The organism is Maricaulis maris, assembly GCF_036322705.1.
GTDB lineage: Bacteria > Pseudomonadota > Alphaproteobacteria > Caulobacterales > Maricaulaceae > Maricaulis > Maricaulis maris_B.
The window spans coordinates 1,834,152-1,856,097 of sequence record NZ_AP027270.1 but is presented as its reverse complement, the minus strand read 5'-3'; the positions used below and the strand labels follow the sequence as shown (position 1 = coordinate 1,856,097).

Genomic DNA, 21,946 nt, shown 5'->3' with positions numbered 1-21,946 from the left:
GTAACCGGACGGCTTGCATGACCTGTGAGCCCGCCATGACTTCCCCGACCCCTGACGCTCCGGAATGGGCGCGTCGCCGCTCCTTCGCGATCATCTCCCACCCGGATGCCGGTAAAACGACGCTGACCGAGACGCTGCTGCTGTCTGCCGGGGCGATCCGGCTGGCCGGCCAGGTGCGCGCGCGCGGCGAGAACCGGCGGACCCAGTCGGACTGGATGAAGATCGAGCAGGAACGCGGGATTTCGGTCTCCGCCTCGGTGATGACCTTCGAGCACCGGACGCTCCTGTTCAACCTGCTCGACACGCCGGGCCACGAGGACTTCTCGGAGGACACCTATCGGACGCTGACGGCAGCGGACAGTGCCATCATGGTGCTCGATGCGGCCAAGGGCGTGGAGCCGCGAACCCTGAAACTGGTCGAGGTCTGCCGCCTGCGCGATATCCCGATCGTCACCTTCATCAACAAGATGGACCGCGAGGCGCTCGATCCGGTCGACCTGCTGGAAGACATCCAGGACAAGCTGGCGCTGGACACCGTGCCGATGCAGTGGCCGTCCGGCTCGGGCAACCGTTTCAAGGGCGTGCTCGACCTCAGGACCCGCGATCTGGTCGGCTATGTGAAGCCGGGCGATGACCGCGACGACACGGCGGCCAGCCCGCGCTGGTCTATCGATGGCAATGATATCCGCGAACACATCTCCGAGGCCGAGCTGGACGAGCTGACCGAGGGCGCCGAGGTGGCCAGCGAGCTGTGCCCGGCCTTCAAGATGCAGAGCTTCCTAGAAGGCCACATGACGCCGGTCTTCTTCGGCTCGGCGCTGCGCGGCTTTGGCGTGCGCGAACTGCTCGACGGGCTGGCCGACATCATTCCCGGACCGGGACCGATGGCCGCGATCCGCAATGGCGAGGCAGTCGAACTCGAGCCGGGCGGCAAGGAAGTCGCCGGCTTCGTGTTCAAGGTGCAGGCCAATATGGACCCCAATCACCGCGACCGGGTGGCTTTCGTGCGTCTGTGCTCGGGCACCTTCAAGCGCGGCATGAAGCTGAAGACCGAGGCCGGCAAACAGCTGACCGTGTCCTCGCCCATCCTGTTCTTCGCACAGGACCGCGAGATCGCCGACGAGGCCTTTGCCGGTGATGTGATGGGTGTGCCCAACCATGGCACCCTGCGGGTTGGCGACAGCCTGTCCGAGACCGGCAAGCTGCGCTTCTCCGGCATTCCCAATTTCGCCCCGGAAATCCTGCGCCGCGCTCGTCTCGCCGATCCGCTCAAGGCCAAGCATCTCAAGAAGGCACTCGAAAGCCTTGCCGAGGAGGGGGTCACCCAGCTCTTCCGGCCGACGCTGGGCGGCGACTTCATCGTCGGCGCCGTCGGGGCGCTGCAGATCGACGTGATGCGCGAGCGGGTGGCAGCGGAGTATGGCCTCGAGGTCGATTTCGAACCGGCTCCTTATGACACTGCGCGCTGGGTGACCGGCGAGCGGGCCAAGATCGAGGCCTTTGCCGACCGGCATAAATCGGCCATGGCCGAGGATATCAACGGGGACCCGGTCTTCCTCGCCAAATCCGCCTGGGAAGTCTCCTATTCGGAGGAGAAATTCCCCGACATCACCTTCCACCGAGCCAAGGAGCGCGCGGCATGACCACGAGCCCGCCGATCGAGGACACGCTGGCCGGTCAGACCGGACAGCTCTGGGCCATCGCTGTCGATGTCTGGAACACGTCGTTTCTCGGTGTCGGTGTCGGACAGGGGCTGCTGGCCCTGCTGGTGGTCCTGATCGGCTTCGCGGCCCGGGGCCTGATCTCGCGCTGGCTGATCGATGTGCTGAAGCGTCTCGCCAAGCGCAGCGAAACCACCTTTGACGATGCTGTCGTCGACGCCCTGGCGGGACCGATGAAGCTGGTGCCGGTGATCGTCGCGCTGTTTTTCTCGCTCAACATCCTGCAGATCGGCGACCAGGGTACCCTGCGCGGTCATCAATTCGTCCAGTCCCTGGTCGTGATCGCGCTGTTCTGGGCCCTGCACAATGCGGTCGGTCCGCTCTCCCATGCGCTGCAGGGCGTGCGCAATGCCCTGACCCCGGTGATGATCGACTGGATGACCAAGGCGTTGCGTATCGTCTTCATCATCGTCGGTGCCGCCGCCGTGCTGCAGGTCTGGGACATTCCGGTGGCCGGCATTGTCGCCGGTCTGGGCCTGTTCGGCGTCGCCATCGGGCTTGGCGCGCAAGACCTGTTCAAGAACCTGATCGCCGGCATCCTGATCCTGACCGAAAAGCGCTTCCTGCCGGGTGACTGGGTCAAAGTGGACGGGGTGGTGGAAGGCACTGTCGAGGAAATCAATTTCCGCTCCACCGTGGTGCGCCGGTTCGACAAGGGCCCGGTCTATGTGCCCAATTCCAAGCTCTCCGACAGTGCCGCGACCAATTTCTCGCGCATGACCCATCGCCGGACCTACTGGATTATCGGTGTGCGCTACGACACCACGGTCGAGCAGCTCAAGGAAATCCGCGACAAGGTTCTCGCCTATGTCGAGACCCATCCCGAATATGCCCAGGCACCGGAGGTCTCGACCTTCATGCGGGTCGACAGTTTCGGCCCGTCCTCGATCGACTTCATGCTCTACTGCTTCACCAAGACCACCAATTGGGGCGAGTGGCTGCGCCTGAAGGAAGAACTCGCCTTCTTCATCAAGGACACGGTGGAGGGCGCCGGGACCGAATTCGCCTTCCCCTCGACCAGCCTCTATCTGGAGAGCGGCGCCGAGCTGTTCAGCCCGCCTGGCAATGCCGCATCGCAGGCGGTGGCGGCGGACGCGGCCAGCAAGGGCTGACAAGCCCTGCGGACGTCGTCCGCACCGCCGTGCACCCGGAGCCTCATGCGCCCGGCAACAGTCCCGCTCGCCGGCGCAGCTCCTGCGCTGTGCCGGCATTCAGCTGCCAGTCGAGATCCGACACCAGATCGGGCACATCGCCCCAGGCGGCGCGAAAACTCGCCCGTGCGGCGGACAGCTGATCGTGGAGCAGTCGGACGGCCGGATGATCGGCCTCCAGGCCTTCGGCGAGGGCCCAGCGTCGCCAGTCCGGCGCGTCCTCGATCTCGCCAAAGCCTCGCCCGATCATCACCAAGGCCAGCAAGGTGTCTGCGGTACCGAGATCACCATACTCGTCGAACACGGTGATGCGCAGGGGCGGCAGGGTTTCGCTGTGGATCAGGATGTCGGTCGCATCGCTGTCGAGCACTGCGAAGTCCGACGGCATGATCTGCAGCCGCAGACCCGCGTCTGTGAGCCATGTTTCCAGCGTCTGGATAGCGCGTATCGCAAGGGCGGGGTCGAAAGGGGTCGGCATCGTGGAAGACTGCCATGACAGGTCGCCAACCGGCAATCATGGAGCCCGCTGCGCAGCCCGCTGAAACACCGGTTACTAGGCCGCCATGTCGCGGCGCATGCGCCAGAAGCGGATGGCGCGGGCGGCGTCGTCTTCGGAGATGGTGTCGTAGAGCTTGCCCAGTTCGCGGGCGTCGCGGAAGGCATCCTCACCCTTGTTGTGACGCAGCACGGCGAGGGTCACGAAGAGGGCCTTGTCGAAGCCGGCGGACTTGCAGATCAGGGCCAGCGGATCGATGCTTTCCTGCTCCAGCGCCCGCTTGGCCGCGATATAGTCGACCCCGCTCATTTCGGCGAAGGCGACATGGCATTTCACATGGTCACCCTGGCGCAGCAGGCTGGCCAGGAGTGTGCCGTCGAGTTTCTTGCGCATCGCCATGGAGCGCACGAATTTCTCGGCTTCCGCGATCGACTTGTCGTGCTTCATGCGTGCCGCGAGGCGGGCTTTCGAGACGGCCATGGCCTGGTCGATGATCGCCGGATCGACGCTGTCGAAACGGTCCATGATCTGGTCCCGCAGGTGATTGCGCACGGTTAGCATCAGGTCGGCGAGAATGTCGTTCGGCGTGTCCGCGCGCCTGACCAGCGGCGCCTGCAGGATCTCGGAGGTCTCGGCCCGTTCCGAGACGGTTTCGAAGGTCTCGCGCGAGAGCCGGGCGCCGTCATTGGAGATCAGGGTGGCGACGGTCTCGTCATCACCGCGGCGCACGATGGTGTCAGAGAGACGCTCGGACACGGCCTCACGGCGCGACATCGCCTTGAGGTGATCCTGGCCGCCCTTTTCGGCAATGCTCAGAAGGTCGTCCTCGGACAGGACCGAGGACCGCGTCAGCATCGGGGCGGCAACCTCGATCGCATCCTGGGCCAGTTTGAGGACCAGGCCGCGCGGTGCCAGCTCGGTTCCGGCGAAGCGGTGGGACAATTCCTCGCGGGCTTCCAGGGCGGTCTGTTCGGCAAGGGCGCTGAGCACTTCATCGAAGCGCCCGGACACGGCGCTGTCGCGTTCAGGCGTTTCCTCGAAGAAGAGATCGGTCACCTCGCGCAACAGGGTCCGGCGCCGATCGCTCGATTTTTCGCGCGCGAGGTCGACCAGATTATTGAGCTTGCTGATGACCGCCATGTCCCACTCCGCGCGATAGTGAACGGGCAGGATGCCCGTAGCCGGTAAAAAAATCGTGGCAGCGATCATTCAAATTGTCTGGTTCTCGGGCAATTGTTCAGATTTCGGGCCCATCGGCCGGGCCCATCGGCCGGGCCCATTGGCCGGGACCGTCCGGCCAGCCTCCTTAGGGCCATTGTTCAGTACGGGCCGCGCAAGGTCGCCCGCAGGGCCGGCAGTTCGCGCGCGCTGGGCGGGCGTTCGGCGGCTGCGTCGATGCGCTCGCTGAGGGAACGGGCGAGGCCGGTGACCTGGCCCGGCGCCCGGTAGGGCGTGGGCGCGGCGGAGAGGAGATCGCAGCCCGGATCGGTACCGGTCAGCTCGGCCCGGGTCCAGACCCAGGACTGGCACTGGCCATCACCGGCGCACAAGGCCGCGCAGGTCTGCGGTGTGAGGTCTTCCATGGTCAGGCGCTGATAGACGGCGCCGCGCCGGGCATGGCCTTCCAGAATATCATCGGCGAGGGCCGCGGGGGCGGTCAGGCCCAAAGCCAGCAGGGCCGGCAGAGCCAGTCGCCCCCACAGCCGGCTGCGGCGCTGCGCGCGGGACGGGCTCATGCCCGTGCCCGGCGGTGGGTCGGCGGGCAGATATCCGGTCGCGACGGCCCGAAGCTGAGCTTCGCGCCGAGGCTGGGGATGACCGCGTCCGCCGCCATCGGCGCGCCGATCAGATAGCCCTGCACATGGCGGGCGCCGAGGGAGCGCAGGATATGCATCTGGGCCTCGCTCTCGACGCCTTCGATGACACAGCCCAGATCGAGCGTCTGCGACAGCGACAGCATGGTCCGGACGATCTTGTAGGACGAGCTGTCCTCGAGCATCTGGCTGACAAAGGAGCGGTCGATCTTGAGTTTCGAGACGGGCAGCTGCTGCAGGTATTGCAGGCTTGAATAGCCGACACCGAAATCATCCAGGGCGACGGAGTGGCCGGCCTCGGAAATCCGGTTGATGGCGCGGCGGGCCTGGTTGAAATCGCTCATCATGGCGGTTTCGGTGATCTCGAACTCGATCCGCTTGGCCGGCAGGCCGCTGGCGCGCACGGTTTCCAGCACGCTGTCCATGGCCTGCGGTGACATCAGGTCGTGGGCCGACAGGTTGAAGGCCAGTATCAGATGGTCGGGCCAGCTTGCCATCTCGGCCAGTGCCTTGGACAGCAGGACCTGGGTCAACGGGCGGATCAGTCCGGCCCGCTCGGCCGCCGCGATGAAGACGTCCGGTGAGACCGGGCCGAGCTCCGGGGAGTCCCAGCGGGCGAGGGCCTCGAAGCCGACGATCTTCGATTTGATGATGTCGTATTGCGGCTGGAACTTGATCGTGAACTCGGCCTCGTAGTCGCATCGGCGCAGCGCCTTGTCGACCTGGCTGGAGGCCGTCATCTCGTGTTCAAGCGCGGCATTGAAGAGCACCGCCTTGCCCTGCAGGGCGCGCTTGGCGAAATACAGGGCGTGGTCGGCCCGCTCCATCAGGTCGTGGGTGCTCAGGCTCGGATCATTGCAGATCAGCAGGCCGACCGAGCCCGAGCCCTTGCAGGTGTAATCGCCAAGATCATAGGGACGCGACAGCGCCGCCTCGATCCGGTGCCCGAGCTGGAGTACGGTCTCGGCGCGGGTGCACGGCGCCGGGGCGATGAGGGCGAATTCGTCGCCACCGAGCCGCGCCGGCATGGCGCTGTCACCGGCCACGCCGCCCAGCCGCCGGGCCACGGTCTTGAGCATTTCATCGCCGGCCGCATGGCCATAGGTGTCATTGACCGGCTTGAAGCCGTCGAGGTCGATCAGGCCGAGGATGAAGGGCTCGCCATGTTGGCGCAGGCGCTCGAGCCGGCTTTCCAGGGCCACGAAAAAACTGCGCCGGTTGGGCAGGTTGGTCAGCGCGTCGCACTCGGCCAGATGGCGGGCTTCAGCGGCCAGGGCCTCGGCCGTCTTGCGATCCCGGATCGCATCGCGGTGCGACTTGATCGAGAAAATCACCGCATTGCGGACGATCAGCGCGATCGCCACCGCTGCGGCAACGCCGGACAGGCCGATCCAGAGATAGTCACCGAGCCGGTCGGGGATATTGAGCGCTATCAGGCCGAAATAGCACATCAGCGAAACCAGGATGGTTACAGATATGCTGCGCAGACGAGGCAGCATGGTGGCGAAGATCGGCATCATCAGAACCGCATACGCCAGGTTTTCTTCCTGGAAATCGAGCAATTGCTGGAGATTGGCGTTGAGCACGAGCAGCCCCGCCATCAACAAGCCGCACCCTTCCACGCGGTTGGTCGTCAGACGCTTGCCGAGATAGCGCCGGACCCCGATCACCAGGAGCGAGCTGAGGGCCAGCGACACGGTCATTGCCGGTTCGAAGGGCCCGCCGGGGAAAAGGATCCGGGTCACCATGTCGAACAGGAAGTAGCACAGGGTGGCGATTGCGGCGCCGCGCAGGATCGGCTGATAGGCGACCGTGATGTCGCGGGCACTGATCCGGGGTTGGCGGCCATCCGGACGATCCCGACGAGCTTTGCCGGCCGCGCGGTCGGTGCCGCGTGCGTCAATCGGGTCTGGCGTGGTGTGCGTTTCCGGGCTGGCAGGCCGCATCATCAGCTCTCGTGTTTGGCTGAGGCGCTTATGGACCGATTGCTCTTAAATCGTGGATAAGCGGTCCGGTAAAATTCGATCTATCGGCGATTTTCCTCAAATTTGAACTGGCAACGCCTGATTGAATTTCCGCGGGGAGGCAGCTAGGAGCAAGCAGGGACAGCCAATTGGATGCGGCCGCACCGTGAGCCGGAGGGGATGGACGTGAAGGGTTTCGTCGAGAGTTCGCGCTTCCGCGATTTCATCATGGCGCTGATCGTGTTCAACGCGATCACGCTGGGGCTGGAGACCTACCCCTATGAGGGCGAGTGGTTCCACACCTGGCTGCCCATTATCGATCGCGTGATCGTCGGCGTTTTTGTCGTCGAGATCCTGCTCAAGCTGATCGTCTACCGCCACCGCTTCTTCACCAATGGCTGGAACTGGTTCGACCTGACCGTCATCATTATCTCGATCCTGCCCGCGGCCGGTGGCTTCTCGGTCCTGCGGGCGCTGCGCATCGTGCGGGCCTTCCGCCTGTTCTCGGTGATGCCGGACCTGCGCAAGGTGGTCGAGGCCCTGCTGCGCGCCATTCCGGGCATGGGCGCGGTGATGGCCGTGCTGGGGCTGATGTTCTACGTCTCGGCCGTGATGGCGACGAAATTCTTCGCCGAGAGCAATCCGGATCGTTTCGGCTCGCTGGGCGAGAGTGCCTTTGCCCTGTTCCAGGTGATGACGCTGGAAGGCTGGGCCACCGATGTCGCCATGCCGGTGATGGAATTCCACCCCTGGGCGTGGATTTTCTTCCTGATTTTCATCGTCCTGACCAGTTTCGCCGTGCTCAACCTCTTCATCGCTATCATCGTCGACAGCCTTCAGGCCAAGCATTTCGATGATGAGGAGGCGCGCGACGCCGAAGCCGATGCCGATCGCGACAAGCTGCACCAGCAGATCGCCGAGATGCGGACCGAGATCGCGACCCTGACCGGGCTGGTTCAGCGCTCGCTGGGCGGTGGTGCGTCGGCCAGTATCGCCGAGAAAGACGCCGACAGGTCGGAATAGAAGGCGGCCAGCCGCTCCTCGCGTTCCGAGCGCGTGCGGGGGGGCGGCGCCGATAGCGGCCGGGCCGGCAGGCCTTGATGGACCCGGGTCATGTAGCGCTGCCAGATGATCGCCGGCAGGCCGCCGCCGGTGACATTGTCCATCGGACTGTCATCATCATTGCCGACCCAGACGCCGGCCGTGTAATCGGCCGTGTAGCCGACATACCAGGCATCGCGGAAGGATTGGCTGGTGCCGGTCTTGCCGGCCGAGGCCCGTCCGGGCAGGGCAGCCCGGCGCCCGGTCCCGGCCAGCACCACATCCTGCAGCATGGTCGACATCGAGCGTGCGACCTCGGCGGTGGTTGCCCGCTGGGCCGGGGTGTCGACATGCTCGAACAGGATGTTGCCGCGGGAATTGGTGATCGAGGTGATGAAATACGGTGTCCGCCGCGCCCCGTCATTGGCAAAGACGGCATAGGCCGACGTCAGCTCGAGCAGGTTCACTTCGGCGGCGCCGAGCGCGATGGCGGGCAGTTCGGGCAAGGGTGAGGTGATACCAAAACGCCGTCCGACCTCGACCACGCGAGCAATCCCGACCTGGTCACCAACCTGTGCCGCGACCGTGTTGATCGAGCGCTTGAGCGCTTCCTGCAGCGTCACCAGACCGCGAAACCCGCCGGAGAAATTCTGCGGCGTCCAGCCTTCCAGGTCGACCGGCTCGTCCCACACCGCGGAGGACGGATCGTAGCCGGCTTCGAGGGCGGCGGTGAAGACGAAGGGCTTGAAGGCCGAACCCGGCTGGCGCTGGGCCTGCATGGCGCGGTTGAACTGGCTGGCCGCATAGTCGCGCCCGCCGGAAAAGGCCCGGATCGCGCCGTCCGGTGCGAGCAGGACGACTGCCGCCTCGCCGGCATTCTGCGCCGCACCCTCTTCGTTCAGCACGTCCTCGACGATATCATGCGCGGCACGCGACAGGGCCGGGTCGAGCGTGGTGTGAATGACCAGGTCGGGCACCTCGGCAGCGACCAGGCCGGCCGCTTCGGCGAGGGCATAGTCAAAGGCATGGCCCCAGTTCGCCGTGGCGTTGGGATCAGACGTGTCGGAGACCGGCGCGGCCGGTTCGGCGATCGCCGCGTCATGGGCGTCCTGGTCGATATAGCCGGCCTCGAGCATGGCATCGAGCACGGTCGCCGCGCGGGCCTGGGCGGCGGCGAGATTGACTGTCGGATCGAGCCGGCTCGGCGCCTTGGGCAGGGCCGCCAGCAGGGCCGCCTCCGCCAGGGTCAGCTCGGTCGCCGGCTTGTCGAAATAGCGCTGCGCTGCGGCCTCGACCCCGAAGGCACGGGCGCCGAGATAGATCCGGTTGAGGTAGAGCTCGAGGATCTCGGTCTTGCTGAGATGGGTTTCCAGCTGACGCGCGAGCCGCATCTCCTGGATCTTGCGGCGCAGCTCGCGGTCCGGCGACAGGATCAGGTTCTTGACCAGCTGCATGGTGATGGTCGAGCCGCCCTGGACCGAGCGTCCGGCCCGGAAATTGACCCAGAGGGCGCGGATCACACCGCGCAGATCAACCCCGCTGTGCGCGTAATAGCGCTGGTCCTCGATCGCCAGGAAGGCTTGCGGCACATGCTCGGGCAGGGCGTCCAGCGCCACCGCACGGGCATAGAGCGGGCCGCGCACCGCCAGCACATGCCCCTCGCGGTCCATCAGGGTGACCGAAGGCTCGCGCCGCGTCGCCCACAGCTCGGCGGCGCTGGTCGGTGAGGGCGGCAGGTCATGGAAGGCCCAGTGCCAGCCGATCCCGGTCACAAGCGTGCCCAGCAGCACAAGCCCGCCCAGCACACCGACAAGGATATGTCGGATGCGGCGGCTCTGCTGGTCACGCTCCATCATGTGGTCGGCGCGAAACGGCGTCTGTTGCATGCTATAGCCATCCCTGTCGGGCTCAGTCTAAAGCCCCCCAATCGAGGCTAAATTCAGGCGTTTCTCATGGCATTGCCTTTCTGGAAGATGAAATCTCTCGGCGAGATGAGCAAATCGGAATGGGAGTCGCTGTGCGACCATTGCGGCAAATGCTGTCTGATCAAGCTCGAGGACGAGGATACCGGCCTCAATCTCGACACCGACGTCGCCTGCAAGCTCTATGACTGCAACAAGGGCGGCTGCCGCCACTATGCCAACCGTCACACCCATGTGCCCGACTGTGTCGTGTTGACGCCGGAAAACGTCCCGACCCTCAACTGGATCCCGCAAACCTGCGCCTACCGCCTGATCGCCGAGGGCCGCGACCTCTATGACTGGCACCCGCTGAAGACCGGCGACCCCGACTCGACCCGAAAGGCCGGCATGTCGGTCATCGGCCGGGTGACGTCGGAAACCCAGTTCCCCGACCCCGACAGTGTCGACTGGGAGGCGCGGATCACCGAGTGGCCGGGTGAGGGCGAGGACTAGCTCGGATCAGTCTGGCTGACCGACCCGGTTTTCCATTTTTCCCGGGCGAAGGCCCGGGTCCGACCGAGCCCGCCTTGAAGCGATGAGTGTCCCGTTGGTCCCGGATAGCGCTGCCGCGCTTCCGGGAAAAATGTGTGTTGAGACGGATAGCAAAACGACCGCCGCGCGCCGATTGTCCGGCATTTTCACGATCCGCTTAATGTCAGCGAAACTGCACCTTCAATCAGGTGTTTCAAATTCGAGCCAAATTCGCCAGAACCGGTCGCAACAGGGCGGCCGGAGCTGGTCCGCCTTCACCGAATACTGACCGATGATTTTGCCTGACGGGGCCACAAGGCGCGGATAAACCGGCCGCTATCCCCGTCACCGTCCCGAAGAACCCGTGACCGTGCAGGCGGTTGCGGGTTTTTTCGTGCTGGATATCCGACCGGTGACGGGGCGAGCCTAATATTCGGCATGACTGGAAAACCCGGACGCGGCCGCCGCGACAAGATGGATATCTACCCTGGATATCTGATGTTTCTGAACGGCGAGACGGTCGAGACGATCGCCAGGGATTTCGGTCTCACGACCGCCCAGATGCGCAAGCGGATCAATCAGCTGCGTGCGCTGGAGCCGAGTGCGCTTGAGGCCGTTCGCCAGGAGGCGTGGGAGCGTCGCCGACGACAGGTGGAGATTGAGTTCCTGAGGGGCGATCCCCTCAAGGCGACGCGCCTCGCCAATGCCGATGTGGCGTTGCGCAAGGTGGACCGCGCCAGGGTCGAGGCTCTGGAAGCGGCCGCAATGGCCGAACAACCAGACGAAAACAAACCGGACGAGGAGGCAGCGATCGATGACGCAGTCCAGCAAGCTCGCGACGATGCTTTCCTTTGTCGACACGTTCTGGGCCCTGACGAAGCGGGAGCGGGAGAGGGCCTGGCACAAGGAAGCGGATCGCCAGCGAAGAGACGCGATCCATACCGACTTCCGCTACCACGCGACGGGCCCGCAACTCCCGCCGCCGGGTGACTGGCTGACCTGGCTGTTTCTCGGTGGCCGCGGCGCCGGCAAGACCCGCGCCGGGGCCGAATGGGTGCGCCATCGGGCCCTGCGGACAGTGAGCCGGATCGCCCTGGTCGGACCGACCTTCAACGATGTCCGCGAAGTGATGATAGAGGGGCCCTCAGGCCTGAAACATCTGGGCAGCGCGATGGAAAGGCCGCGTTATGAGGCGAGCCGCCGGCGTCTGGTCTTTCCATCGGGCAGTCAGGCCTATGCCTTCTCCGCCGAGGATGCGGACGGGCTGCGCGGGCCGCAATTCGACTTTGCCTGGGGTGATGAGTTCGCCGCCTGGCCGGACCCGCAACGTGTTCTCGACACGCTGCGCATGGGGGTCCGGCTGGGCGGTGCGCCGCGGATATTGCTGACCACCACGCCGCGCCCGATCCCGGCCTTGAAAGCCCTGGTGAAGGCATGGGATCCGCGCGGGTCGATCCGGGTGACCCATCAACCGACAGCCGCCAATGCCGCCAATCTGGCCCCCGGTTTCGTTGAATCCCTCAACGCCGCCTATGGCGGGTCGATGCTGGGGCGTCAGGAGGTGGAAGGTCTGTTGATCGATGACCCGGACGGTGCCCTGTGGACGCGGTCCCAGATCGAGGCGGCGCGGTTGGCGGCGACCGGCAATGCCCTGCCGGAGCTGGACCGTATCGTGGTGGCGCTCGACCCGCCGGCGACTGGCGGGCCGCGTGCCGATGAATGCGGGATTGTGGTCGCCGGTGCCCATGGTGAAGGCCTGGCACGCTGTGCCGTGGTGCTGGCAGACCTGTCCTTCGGTCCCGCCTTGCCGGCCGAGTGGGCGGCCCGCGCTGCGTCGGCCTTTGATGATTACAGCGCCGATGCGCTGATCGCCGAAGCCAACCAGGGCGGCGACATGGTACGCGCGGTCCTGCAGGCGGCGGCACCCGGCCTGCCGGTCCGTCTCGTACATGCCAGCCGCGGCAAGCGCGCCCGCGCCGAACCGGTGGCCGCCCTCTATGCCGCCGGCCGCGTCCGCCACGCCCGCGCCTTCCCGGCGCTGGAGGACCAGATGTGCGCCTTCGGTGCCCCCGACGGCCCCAAATCCAGCCCCGACCGCGTCGACGCGCTGGTCTGGGCGATCAGCGACCTGGTGCTGGGGCGCGGCGGGGCGCCAAGGCTGAGGCGGCTTTGAGGTAGCGCTTTTACATAGTACACGTTATAGGTGACTTTCGGCAGCGCGGCACGTGAACAGGATTGCGGCTCGTTTGCCAGGCGCTATTCGGTTGTGATATATCATGGTGATACATAGCTCGTGACCAAGGGGCCCGGAAAATGGCGCCCGGCTGACGCGACGCGACGGATCAATGCCTGGGCCCGTGAGCCGGGATTGACCCTGACCAAGACACGGCACGCCAAGGAAAGGTTGCTCGAACGGAACCTGATCGAAGCGGACCTGCTGCACCTGCTCAAGAACGGATTCGTCCACGATGAAGCCGAGGCTACCCCGTATGAAGGTTGCTACAGATACAAGGTCGAAGGCATGACGCCGAACAGCGCCGGGCGGACCCTTGCCTCCATCGTGATCCCGGGCCCGGACCGCGGCCTGAAGGTCGTGACCATCATGTGGAAGGACGAAGCATGAGTGAGCGCCGCATCAATTACCGTTATGACGAGTGTGGCCTCGACAATGTCATCCTGGAGGACTTTCCGGTCCAGATGGATGAGGCCGGCGACGAGGTCATCACGATCCCGAATGTCAACGTGCTGCACCAGGTGTTGGTGTCTGCGGTCGCCCACAAGGAGGGGGGACTCAACCCGAAGGAAATCCGCTTCCTGCGCAGCGAGATGGGTATGTCCCAGGCCGAGCTGGCAAAGCTGATCGGCCGCGATGGCCAAACCATTGGCCGCTGGGAGCGCGGGGAGACGAATATCGACCAGACGGCGGAGATTGTGCTCCGGATGAAGGCGATCGAATTCACCGGATGGGCCGGCCTGCCCATCGATGAATTGGCCAGTCGCACTGTTTATTCGGCCGAGCAGAAGCCGATTGTGATCGATGCCGCCGACCCGACGCATTATCCGAGAAAAACGGCCGCCTGACCCGCCCACATTCGGACGCTTCGGCGTTCGGCAAATCAGCCCCGCCATGCGGGGCTTTTTTGCGCCCGAAATCCAGACATCCACGCTTGAACCCGAAGGAGCCCCCCATGGCCCACTGGCTCGACCGATTGTTCGGCCGGGAGGAGAAATCCGCCCTGTCCAGTCGTCTGATCGCGCTGACCGCCGCGACGCAGACCGGCTGGGTGCCGCGTGCCCTGCCGGCGATGATGCAGGCCGGCTATGCCCGCAATGCCATCGTCCATCGCTGTATCCGGCTGACCGCTGAAGCCGCCGCAGCGGTGCCGCTGACGGCGTCGGACGGGACGATCGCGCGCCTTCTCGACATGCCCAATCCGGACCAGTCCGGACCCGAACTGTGGGAAAGTCTCTATGGTTATCTACAGCTGGCCGGAAATGCCTATCTGGAGCTGGCGAGCCTGGCCGATGAGCCGCGCGCGCTTCATCTCCTGCGTCCGGATCGCATGCGGGTGCTGGCGGGACCGACCGGTTGGCCGGAGGGCTGGGAATATGCCGCCGCTGGCCGCAAACGCCGGTTCCAGCGGGACCGGGCGTCCGGTCGTGCTCCGGTTTTCCACATCCGGCTCTTTCACCCCGGCGATGATCATTACGGGCTGTCGCCGCTGGAAGCGGTGGGCCGGGCGCTCGATCTGCATACTGCCGGCTCCGACTGGGCCAGGGCGCTGCTGGCCAATGCCGCGCGTCCCTCCGGGGCGCTGGTCTTCAAGGGCGCCGACGGTCATCTCAGTCCGGACCAGTTCGACCGCCTCAAGGCCGAGCTGGAGGCCAGCCATACCGGTCCCGCCAATGCCGGCCGGCCGCTTTTGCTGGAGGGCGGGCTGGACTGGACACCGATGGCGCTCAGCCCCGCCGACATGGACTTCACCGCCGCCCGCCGCGAGGCCGCGCGCGAGATCGCGCTGGGGCTTGGCGTGCCGCCACTCCTGCTTGGCCTGCCGGGCGACAACACCTACGCCAACTACGCCGAGGCGAACGCCGCCTTCATCCGCCAGACCGTGCGGCCGCTGGTGATGAAGATGGCGCGGGCCCTGACCATCTGGCTGCGGCCCTGGTCCTCAGCCGGACTGGAGATCCGGCCGGACTTTACCGCCCTCGAGGCACCGGAGCCGGACCATGCGTGAGGCAGAAAACTGGAGCGTCCAGCGCCAGGTCACGCTCGGCCTGATCTTCGCCATCCTGCTGCAAACCTCCGGGGCGCTGATCTGGTCCGGCCGCGTCGGCGAGCGGCTCGACTATCTCGAACAGACCAGCGACCGGCAAAGCCCGCTCGCCGAACGCCTGGCCCGGCTCGAAGCCGAGATGCGCCTGGCGCGGGAAAGCCTGGTGCGGATCGAGCGGCGGATGGAGGAGTGAGGTCGCCGCAGGTCTCGTGAAAGCGGGCGCCCCGGCGCTCATTTGCCAACCCACTCCCACCTACCCACCGTCATCCCCCGGCTTGTCCGGGGGGCCTCAACCAACCTGCCAGCCGGGAAGCCGAGGTCCCCCGGATCGCCGCTGCGCGACGCCCGGGGGATGACGGTGGTTGGGTGAATTGAATTCTTCCCCCCGACAAGGACATCCCAACCATGACCGACACCCTCGCCATCGAGGGTCATGCGAGCCTGTTCGGGCTGGCGGACCTGGGCGGCGATGTGGTGGCGCGCGGGGCCTTTGCGGCCTCGCTCGCCACCCGTCGCACCATTCCCATGCTGTTCCAGCACGACCCGTCCGAGCCGATCGGCGTGTGGACCGCGATCACCGAGGATGCCCGTGGCCTGCATGTCCGCGGCGAGATCCTGACCACCGGCGCGCGCGGCCGGGCGGCGGCCGCCCTGGTCCGGCGCGGCGCGGTCGACGGACTCTCTATCGGCTTTCGCACCCGCTGTGCCCGACCCCGGGAGGTCCGCGGCCGTGTTCTCACCGCGATCGATCTCTGGGAGGTCTCCATCGTGACCTTCCCCATGCTGCCGCAAGCGCGCCTGCGCCTGGTGGCGCCGGTCGGCGACCGTGTCGCCGCCTGACCTTTTCGCCTTCAAAGCCTTTGCCAACCCAGGAGTACCCATGAGCAAGGAAACCAAGATGACGACCGTATCGGCCGAGAGCCGGGCGGTGATGGGCGAGCTGCTCGCCGCCTTCGAACAGTTCAAGCAGGCCAATGACCAGCGTCTCGCCGAGATCGAGACGCGGGCCGCCGCCGACGTCCTGCTGGAGGACAAGCTGGCTCGCATTGATGCCGTACTCGACAGCCAGAAATCCGCGCTCGACCGGCTGGTCAGCGAGGCCGGGCGACCGGGTCTGGCCAGTGGTGGCGAGATGAGTGCCGCCTCGGCCGGTTTCACCGCCTATATGCGGCGCGGGGAGAGCCATGAGGGCAAGTCGCTGACCGCCGGTGTCGGCAGCGAGGGCGGGCATGTCGTGCCGGCCGAGACCGAGGCGCGCATTGACCGTCTGCTGGCTGAGGCCTCGCCGGTCCGGGCCATCGCCACCGTGCGCCAGACCGCAACCGGTGTCTTCCGCAAGCCGGTCTCGCGCGGCGGCGCGGCGACCGGCTGGGTGTCGGAGACGGCGGCCCGTCCCGAGACCGATGCGCCGAGCCTGGAGCTGATCGAATTCCCCGCCGCCGAGCTCTACGCCATGCCGGCCGCGACCCAGCAATTGCTCGATGATGCCATGGTCGATGTCGAGCAATGGCTGGCCGAGGAGGTTCGCGACGTCTTCGCCGCCCAGGAAAGCGCCGCCTTTATCGCCGGTGACGGCATCAACAAGCCGCGCGGCCTCTTGGACTATACCGCCGTCGCCGAGGGCAATCAGGCCTGGGGCGAACTCGGCTATGTCGCGACCGGCACGTCCGGCGGGTTCGACGCGACAGATCCCGCCGACGCGCTGATTGACCTCATCTATGCGCCGAAGACCGCCTATCGCGCTCGCGGCCGTTTCGTGATGAACCGCCAGACCGTCTCCGCCGTGCGCCGCTTCAAGGATGCCGACGGCCATTATCTCTGGCAGCCGGCGCTGGGCGAGGGGGCAACCTCCACCCTTCTGGGCTATCCGGTCACGGAGGCCGAGGACATGCCGGATATCGGCGCCGACAGTCATTCGATCGCCTTCGGCGATTTCGCCCGCGGTTATCTCGTCCTCGACCGCCAGGGCGTGGAAGTCCTGCGCGACCCGTTCAGCGCCAAACCCTATGTCCTCTTCTACACCACCAAACGTGTCGGCGGCGGGGTGCAGGATTTCGAGGCGATCAAGCTGTTGAAGTTCGGGGTGAGCTGATTTCGCCGAATCTGTCCAAATTCACCGTCATCCCCCGGCTTGTCCGGGGGACCTCAGCCCACCTGCCGACAGGGAAGCGCAGGTCCCCCGGATGACCGCTTCGCGGCCACCGTGGGATGACGGTGTTTTGTGGTGGTCGGTGCAGCGCGTCAGCGCTCATGGCCCCATACATCCCTTGCCGGGAGTTCGCCGTATCCGGTTTTCCGGGTCAAGGGCCGCAACGCGGCCGCTTCGCGGTTTCACCCTTGAGCTGGAAAACCGGATACGGCCGGCTGGCTGACAAGGGATCAATGGCTCAGTCCGCGCCGGGACGCCTGTTGTTACTCGCACCGGCCAGAGTTTTGCGAATGGCCGCAGCGGCTTTTTCGCTTGCATCTCTGGCTGGAAGCCCTCGGTCGCGCGTCGGTTCCATCATGGCGCTGATGATGATCGACATCGCGACGAGCGGTGCCCCGATGACCGAGCCGAACAGGATGATGAATGCGAGCTGCGGCACCGTCTCAGGCGCCAGTTGCCACCACGCGACCAGACCCAAAGTCAAAACAATCCATATCGCCAAGCCGATCAGTGCCGCCTTCGCCCGATCAAGCACTTCGCGCCATAAGCGCGGTCGACTGGCTCCGGAATTCTCCCCCATGTCCCTCACGCTCCCTGCTTCATAGTGTCAGGCTCCGGCTTGTCCCAGCGGGTGAACATCAGCCAGGGATTGATGAGCATTCCGAGAATGAAGAGGGCGAGCGCCGGGCCGAAGAAAAGCAGGGTCAGGGGAGCTTGAAAAAGCCTGAGAAACGCATCCGCCAGCGGGTGGACATGGTAGGCGACCAGGACGAGACAGGCATTGCTCGCAAAGAGCGCATAGTGAAATCCGACACCCGGCAGGTAGACGCGGGCGTTTTCGCGGCCCCAATCCGGCAAGGGGTGGCGTTTCAGATGTCCGCGACGGCCGATTATCCCGCCCCAAGTGTGCCAGAAGGACATTGTCCTTGACGACAGTCCGAACCGTTTTCGCAAGCTCCAGCGCGTCGGAACACGGACCAGAAAAGCCGTCAGGAATGCCAGCGGCAAGGCCAGCGTCAGTCCGACCGCTGTGAGCTCATCCGATCCGCTCGCCGGCGCCAATCGTGCGGCGATGATCAGGGCGAGGGCGGCCAGAGCTGTGCCCAGACCGTGAGCGATCACCTCGACCATGAAAGCCGTCATGGCGCCCGGCGCTGACCCTTTTCTATCACTCCCGGAGTTTTCCCCCATGTCCCTCACACTCCTCACTCCGCCCGCCGCGGAGCCTGTTTCGCTGGCTGAGGCCAGGGCGCGGCTGCGGGTGTCCGATGCGTCGCAGGATGACGCGATCAACCACTGGATACAAACCGCCCGGGCGCGTGTCGAGCGGGATACCGGGCGGGCGCTGCTCGCCCAGACCTGGCTGGAACGGCGCGATGTGTGGTGGGGCGAGGGGCGTCTGTCGGCCTTCGGGACGCGATTCAGGCTCCTCAAACCGCCCCTGATCGCGCTTGAGGCGGTCACGATATATGGCGCGGATGACACGCCGTCGGAGATCGATCCGGCGGCGTTTTTCGTGGACACGCTGAGCGACCCGGGCCGGCTGGTCCTGCGGTCAGGCGTGAGCTGGCCGCAGCCGGGACGCGCGGCGGCGGGGATCGAGATCCGCTTTCGCTGCGGCTATGGCGATCTGCCCGGGGACGTGCCGGCGCCGCTGCGCGAGGCCGTGCTGCAGCTCACCGTCCACCTGGCCGAGACCGGTGGAGCGAGTGCGCCGCCGCCGGGCTATGCCGCCCTGATCGCCCCGTTCCGTCGGGTGCAGCTGTGAGCGGGGTGGTTGAGGCCTTGCGCGCCGCGCTCGAGACCGGATTTGCTGCTGATCCGGCAGTGATGGCCCGGCTCGGCGATCCGCTGCGGCTCTATCAGAGCCGCGCCCACCGCGCCGCCTATCCGCATGCCAGCTGGTCGCGGGTCGAGACGGTCGAGACCGGTGCCGACGGGGTTCGCCTGCTGGACGTCCGGCTGGGCCTCGATGTCTGGCAGCGCGACAGCGATCCCGGCCCGGTGCTCGATGCCCTCGCCGACGCCGTGATCGCGCTCGCGACGCCGGACCTGCCGGCGCCCTGGCACCTGGTCACCCTCCATCCGACCTATCGCGACGTCTTTGCCACGCGGGATCGGCGCTTGCGGCGCGGTGTGCTGCGGGTGCGGGCGGTGCTGGGTGCACTCCCTCTATAATTGTTGTTGATAAAGACAAACCTTTGGATTGAAGTCGCGAGGTTGGCTGCCCGAGATAGATAATGCTCCAATACGCTCCGCTCTTGATTGCCATTGGCTCGTTGATCACAGCGACGATGTCATTCCTCAGTTTTCGGCACGTTAGAAAAGCGGCGGTGAGAAGTGAGACCGTCAATTTGATAATGCGTATGACATCCGACGCGCATGTATCGGGTATGCTTGATAGATTTAGAAGTTTGCGGCTCTCGCTTGACGCTCAAGACCGGTCGAATCCCTCACTGGATACCCTTCGCCGTCACACTTTTGTCTGGGATGGGGCGCCATGGGACCCGACCCGTGTGGTCAAGGACATGTTCAACTTTTACGAAGCGATGGCGTTGGGCGCACAGGCGAACTGGCTCGACGAGAAAATTTTGCGCTCTTATTGGCGCACCAGCTACGTTTTGGATTTCGCAGACTTCACGGCATACGTAGCCGATATGAGATCCGAAGCTCTTGGTGGCCCAAGACTCTACAACGCTTACGAAGCTCTCGTCAGGAAATGGCGTTCCAGCGCGGTCTAACTCTGCGAAGTGTCTTGGAAGCACCGCGCCCCACCCGCCCCAACACCCCATCCCAGCCGCCCCTTACAGGGCGGTTTTTTCTTGTCTGATTGGCGCGGGCCTGCCGCGCGAGACCGAGGAGGCATGCCATGACAGTCCAGCCTGGCCGCGACATTCTCATCCGGATCGGGGACAGTGCCGATCCGCCGACTTTCACCAGCGCAGCCGGGCTGCGGCTCAAGACGATCTCGCTCAATGCCCGGCCCGTCGATGTCACCCATGCCGAGAGCGTGGAAGGTTGGCGCGAGCTGCTGGCCGGGGCCGGGGTGAAGACCTGTTCGGTGTCCGGCTCGGGTGTCTTCGTGGATGCCGCGGCCGATGCCCGCATCCGGCAGGCCTTTTTCGACCAGTCGCGCGATGACTGGCAATTGCTCATTCCCGATTTCGGGACGCTGACCGGGCCTTTCCAGGTCGCGGCGCTGGATTATGCCGGCCGCCATGATGGCGAGGCGACCTGGTCGATGAGCCTGGCCTCGGCCGGGCCGCTTGCCTTTGAGGGGCTCTAGATGGCCAACCCGCAACGTGGCGAGGCTGAACTGGTGATCGGCTCGCAGACGCTCACCCTGTGCCTGACGCTTGGTGCTTTGGCCGAGATCGAGACCCTTTGCCGGCCGGGCGCCACGCTGACCGCGGAGACCCTGCTGCGCGTACTTCATGCGCTGGCGCGGGGCGGCGGGTGCGCGATCGGTCTGGCCGAGCTGAAGGCCTTGCCGGTGAAACTCGATGATGCCGCCGAGGCGGTTGCCGCCTGCCTGGGCAGCGGCCTCGAGCCATGAACTGGGCATCCATCCTGCGCCTCGGCCTCGCCCTGGGGCTGCGGCCGCATGAGGTCTGGCGCCTGTCGCTGACCGAGTGGCGCGCCCTGACCGAGGCGGGCGTCGGGCCGACGCTCGACCGGGCCGGGCTGGAGGCGCTGCGCCAACGCTTTCCCGACACCAAGGAGACATCCTCATGAGCACAGTCGATGAAGGCGCGAGCGATCGCGCCGGTGAGGCCCTGGACGCGCTCGCTGACGGCCCTGCCGCGCGGGCGGCCGAGCGTATCGAGACCGCTTTCGAGCAGGCCGGGAGCCGGATCGAGCAGGCGCTCGGACGGGCGGCACGGTCCGGCGAAGCGGATTTTTCGCGCATGACCGAAGCCATTCTGGCTGACCTGGCGCTCCTTGCGGCCCAACAGGTGGTCGAGCGGCCGCTGGCAGGGTTGATCGACCGGGTGCTTGGATCGGTAACGCCGAGCGGTGGCCGCGCCGAGGGCGGACCGGTCCAGGCGGGGGCCGCCTATCTGGTCGGTGAACGCGGTCCGGAGGTCTTCACGCCGGGCGCGTCCGGTCAGATCGGCCCGGCAGGCGGCGGCCAGGCCGTCCATATTCATCTCACCCTGCCCCCCGGCCCACCCGGTCACAGCGAGCAGGCGATCGCGCAATCGCGCGGGCGAATTGCCCGGGCACTGGCGCGAGCAGTGGATGAGGGGAGGCGCTGGTCATGAGCGTGTTTCATGAGGTCCGCTTCCCCTTCCCGGTGGCAATCGGGGCGACCGGCGGGCCGCAGCGGCGCACCGAGATCGTGCCGCTCCTGTCCGGTCGCGAGCAGCGCAATACCGCCTGGGCCGATAGTCGGCGCCGCTATGATGCCGGGCCGGGCGTGCGCTCGCTGACTGATATCGCGGGACTGATCGCCTTCTTCGAGGCTCGGCGCGGCCCGCTGCACGGGTTTCGCTTTCGCGATCCCTTCGACAATCGCTCGACCACGCCCGACCGGGCCCCGGCACCGGACGACCAGGTGCTCGGTACGGGCGACGGCGGACAGGTCAGCTTCCAGCTCGTCAAACACTATGAGAGCGGCGGCGACAGCTGGACGCGGACCATCACCAAGCCGGTCGACGGTTCGGTGCGGGTCGCCGTCAACGGGGTCGAAACGGCGGCCTTCACGGTGGATCTTTCGAGCGGCGAAATCCTGCTGGCCGTGCCGCCACCGACAGGCGCGAGCGTGACGGCGGGCTTTGCCTTTGATGTGCCGGTCCGTTTCGAGCTCGACCGCCTCGACCTGGCGCTCGAGGAGCCGGGGGCGGGCTCGGCGACATCCATTCCCCTGATCGAAATCAGACCCTGAACCGGCGGCC

The 21,946-nt window shown here is 65.9% G+C and carries 27 protein-coding genes; 19 read left to right on the top strand and 8 right to left on the bottom strand.

What is annotated here, in order from left to right:
• Window positions 1–35 precede the first annotated feature (35 nt).
• The gene (locus AAA969_RS08700; protein ID WP_338245631.1) at window positions 36–1,643 is read left to right on the top strand and encodes a peptide chain release factor 3; all 1,608 of its coding nucleotides are present in this window, start codon (window positions 36–38) and stop codon (window positions 1,641–1,643) included.
• The gene (locus AAA969_RS08695) at window positions 1,640–2,833 is read left to right on the top strand and encodes a mechanosensitive ion channel family protein (RefSeq protein WP_338245630.1); all 1,194 of its coding nucleotides are present in this window, start codon (window positions 1,640–1,642) and stop codon (window positions 2,831–2,833) included. Before AAA969_RS08700 ends, AAA969_RS08695 begins: the two co-directional genes overlap by 4 nt.
• A gap of 43 nt (window positions 2,834–2,876) precedes the next feature.
• On the opposite strand, the gene AAA969_RS08690 is transcribed toward AAA969_RS08695, so the two are convergent.
• The 4 genes from AAA969_RS08690 to AAA969_RS08675 all read right to left on the bottom strand — a co-directional run bounded on the left by AAA969_RS08690 (window position 2,877) and on the right by AAA969_RS08675 (window position 7,131).
• Window positions 2,877–3,350, bottom strand: a complete 474-nt coding sequence (locus AAA969_RS08690) for a hypothetical protein (RefSeq protein WP_338245629.1) — start codon at window positions 3,348–3,350, stop codon at window positions 2,877–2,879.
• A 75-nt stretch (window positions 3,351–3,425) separates the two neighbouring features.
• Window positions 3,426–4,508 carry a DUF2336 domain-containing protein gene (locus AAA969_RS08685; RefSeq protein ID WP_338245628.1) on the bottom strand — a complete coding sequence of 361 codons (1,083 nt, stop codon included), beginning with the start codon at window positions 4,506–4,508 and terminating at the stop codon, window positions 3,426–3,428.
• A gap of 179 nt (window positions 4,509–4,687) precedes the next feature.
• Window positions 4,688–5,104, bottom strand: a complete 417-nt coding sequence (locus AAA969_RS08680; RefSeq protein ID WP_338245627.1) for a PAN domain-containing protein — start codon at window positions 5,102–5,104, stop codon at window positions 4,688–4,690.
• Window positions 5,101–7,131 carry a putative bifunctional diguanylate cyclase/phosphodiesterase gene (locus tag AAA969_RS08675; RefSeq protein ID WP_338245626.1) on the bottom strand — a complete coding sequence of 677 codons (2,031 nt, stop codon included), beginning with the start codon at window positions 7,129–7,131 and terminating at the stop codon, window positions 5,101–5,103. Before AAA969_RS08675 ends, AAA969_RS08680 begins: the two co-directional genes overlap by 4 nt.
• A 168-nt stretch (window positions 7,132–7,299) precedes the next feature.
• Between AAA969_RS08675 and AAA969_RS08670 the strand changes: the two genes are divergently transcribed.
• Window positions 7,300–8,169 carry an ion transporter gene (locus tag AAA969_RS08670; RefSeq protein ID WP_338245625.1) on the top strand — a complete coding sequence of 290 codons (870 nt, stop codon included), beginning with the start codon at window positions 7,300–7,302 and terminating at the stop codon, window positions 8,167–8,169.
• Here AAA969_RS08670 and AAA969_RS08665 read toward each other — a convergent pair.
• Window positions 8,103–10,073, bottom strand: a complete 1,971-nt coding sequence (locus AAA969_RS08665) for a transglycosylase domain-containing protein (RefSeq protein ID WP_338245624.1) — start codon at window positions 10,071–10,073, stop codon at window positions 8,103–8,105. The two genes, AAA969_RS08670 and AAA969_RS08665, sit on opposite strands and share 67 nt — an antisense overlap.
• A 66-nt stretch (window positions 10,074–10,139) precedes the next feature.
• On the opposite strand from AAA969_RS08665, the gene AAA969_RS08660 reads away from it, so the two are divergent.
• Complete coding sequence (locus AAA969_RS08660; RefSeq protein WP_338245623.1) at window positions 10,140–10,601, top strand: YcgN family cysteine cluster protein; 462 nt, start codon at window positions 10,140–10,142, stop codon at window positions 10,599–10,601.
• A 444-nt stretch (window positions 10,602–11,045) separates the two neighbouring features.
• Here AAA969_RS08660 and AAA969_RS08655 read toward each other — a convergent pair whose 3' ends face one another.
• Window positions 11,046–11,450 carry a hypothetical protein gene (locus AAA969_RS08655; protein WP_338245622.1) on the bottom strand — a complete coding sequence of 135 codons (405 nt, stop codon included), beginning with the start codon at window positions 11,448–11,450 and terminating at the stop codon, window positions 11,046–11,048.
• Between AAA969_RS08655 and AAA969_RS08650 the strand changes: the two genes are divergently transcribed.
• From AAA969_RS08650 to AAA969_RS08620, 7 genes are all read left to right on the top strand, one after another.
• Window positions 11,434–12,792, top strand: a complete 1,359-nt coding sequence (locus AAA969_RS08650) for a DNA-packaging protein (RefSeq protein ID WP_338245621.1) — start codon at window positions 11,434–11,436, stop codon at window positions 12,790–12,792. The two genes, AAA969_RS08655 and AAA969_RS08650, sit on opposite strands and share 17 nt — an antisense overlap.
• A gap of 195 nt (window positions 12,793–12,987) precedes the next feature.
• The gene (locus tag AAA969_RS08645) at window positions 12,988–13,242 is read left to right on the top strand and encodes a DUF4258 domain-containing protein (protein ID WP_338245620.1); all 255 of its coding nucleotides are present in this window, start codon (window positions 12,988–12,990) and stop codon (window positions 13,240–13,242) included.
• Complete coding sequence (locus AAA969_RS08640; protein WP_338245619.1) at window positions 13,239–13,700, top strand: helix-turn-helix domain-containing protein; 462 nt, start codon at window positions 13,239–13,241, stop codon at window positions 13,698–13,700. The genes AAA969_RS08645 and AAA969_RS08640 overlap by 4 nt, the downstream gene beginning before the upstream one ends.
• Window positions 13,701–13,807: 107 nt before the next feature.
• Window positions 13,808–14,860, top strand: coding sequence for a phage portal protein (locus AAA969_RS08635; protein ID WP_338245618.1), 1,053 nt, complete (start codon window positions 13,808–13,810; stop codon window positions 14,858–14,860).
• Window positions 14,853–15,092 (top strand): hypothetical protein, encoded by a 240-nt coding sequence (locus AAA969_RS08630; protein WP_338245617.1) that lies wholly within the window; start codon window positions 14,853–14,855, stop codon window positions 15,090–15,092. Before AAA969_RS08635 ends, AAA969_RS08630 begins: the two co-directional genes overlap by 8 nt.
• A 212-nt stretch (window positions 15,093–15,304) precedes the next feature.
• Entirely contained in the window at window positions 15,305–15,739 is a 435-nt protein-coding gene (locus AAA969_RS08625; protein WP_338245616.1) for an HK97 family phage prohead protease, read from the top strand.
• A gap of 40 nt (window positions 15,740–15,779) precedes the next feature.
• The gene (locus AAA969_RS08620) at window positions 15,780–16,991 is read left to right on the top strand and encodes a phage major capsid protein (protein WP_338245615.1); all 1,212 of its coding nucleotides are present in this window, start codon (window positions 15,780–15,782) and stop codon (window positions 16,989–16,991) included.
• Between the two features lie 295 nt (window positions 16,992–17,286).
• On the opposite strand, the gene AAA969_RS08615 is transcribed toward AAA969_RS08620, so the two are convergent.
• A complete protein-coding gene (locus AAA969_RS08615; RefSeq protein ID WP_338245614.1) occupies window positions 17,287–17,628 on the bottom strand; it encodes a hypothetical protein in 342 nt (113 codons plus the stop codon).
• A gap of 5 nt (window positions 17,629–17,633) precedes the next feature.
• Window positions 17,634–18,191: a hypothetical protein gene (locus AAA969_RS08610; RefSeq protein ID WP_338245613.1), complete on the bottom strand. Its 558-nt coding sequence runs from the start codon at window positions 18,189–18,191 to the stop codon at window positions 17,634–17,636.
• A gap of 46 nt (window positions 18,192–18,237) precedes the next feature.
• Here AAA969_RS08610 and AAA969_RS08605 point away from each other — a divergent pair, with 46 nt between their 5' ends.
• The 8 genes from AAA969_RS08605 (at window position 18,238) to AAA969_RS08570 (ending at window position 21,936) form a co-directional block, all read left to right on the top strand.
• On the top strand, window positions 18,238–18,816 hold the full coding sequence (locus tag AAA969_RS08605) for a head-tail connector protein (protein ID WP_338245612.1): 579 nt from the start codon (window positions 18,238–18,240) through the stop codon (window positions 18,814–18,816).
• Entirely contained in the window at window positions 18,813–19,226 is a 414-nt protein-coding gene (locus AAA969_RS08600; RefSeq protein ID WP_338245611.1) for a DUF3168 domain-containing protein, read from the top strand. The genes AAA969_RS08605 and AAA969_RS08600 overlap by 4 nt, the downstream gene beginning before the upstream one ends.
• Window positions 19,227–19,288: 62 nt before the next feature.
• A complete protein-coding gene (locus tag AAA969_RS08595; RefSeq protein WP_338245610.1) occupies window positions 19,289–19,789 on the top strand; it encodes a DUF4760 domain-containing protein in 501 nt (166 codons plus the stop codon).
• Between the two features lie 128 nt (window positions 19,790–19,917).
• Window positions 19,918–20,334, top strand: a complete 417-nt coding sequence (locus AAA969_RS08590; RefSeq protein ID WP_338245609.1) for a phage major tail protein, TP901-1 family — start codon at window positions 19,918–19,920, stop codon at window positions 20,332–20,334.
• On the top strand, window positions 20,335–20,604 hold the full coding sequence (locus AAA969_RS08585) for a GTA-gp10 family protein (RefSeq protein ID WP_338245608.1): 270 nt from the start codon (window positions 20,335–20,337) through the stop codon (window positions 20,602–20,604).
• Window positions 20,601–20,783 carry a phage tail assembly chaperone gene (locus AAA969_RS08580; RefSeq protein ID WP_338245607.1) on the top strand — a complete coding sequence of 61 codons (183 nt, stop codon included), beginning with the start codon at window positions 20,601–20,603 and terminating at the stop codon, window positions 20,781–20,783. The genes AAA969_RS08585 and AAA969_RS08580 overlap by 4 nt, the downstream gene beginning before the upstream one ends.
• Window positions 20,780–21,313 (top strand): phage tail tape measure C-terminal domain-containing protein, encoded by a 534-nt coding sequence (locus AAA969_RS08575; RefSeq protein WP_338245606.1) that lies wholly within the window; start codon window positions 20,780–20,782, stop codon window positions 21,311–21,313. The genes AAA969_RS08580 and AAA969_RS08575 overlap by 4 nt, the downstream gene beginning before the upstream one ends.
• Entirely contained in the window at window positions 21,310–21,936 is a 627-nt protein-coding gene (locus tag AAA969_RS08570) for a DUF2460 domain-containing protein (RefSeq protein WP_338245605.1), read from the top strand. Before AAA969_RS08575 ends, AAA969_RS08570 begins: the two co-directional genes overlap by 4 nt.
• The last annotated feature ends 10 nt before the right edge of the window (window positions 21,937–21,946 follow it).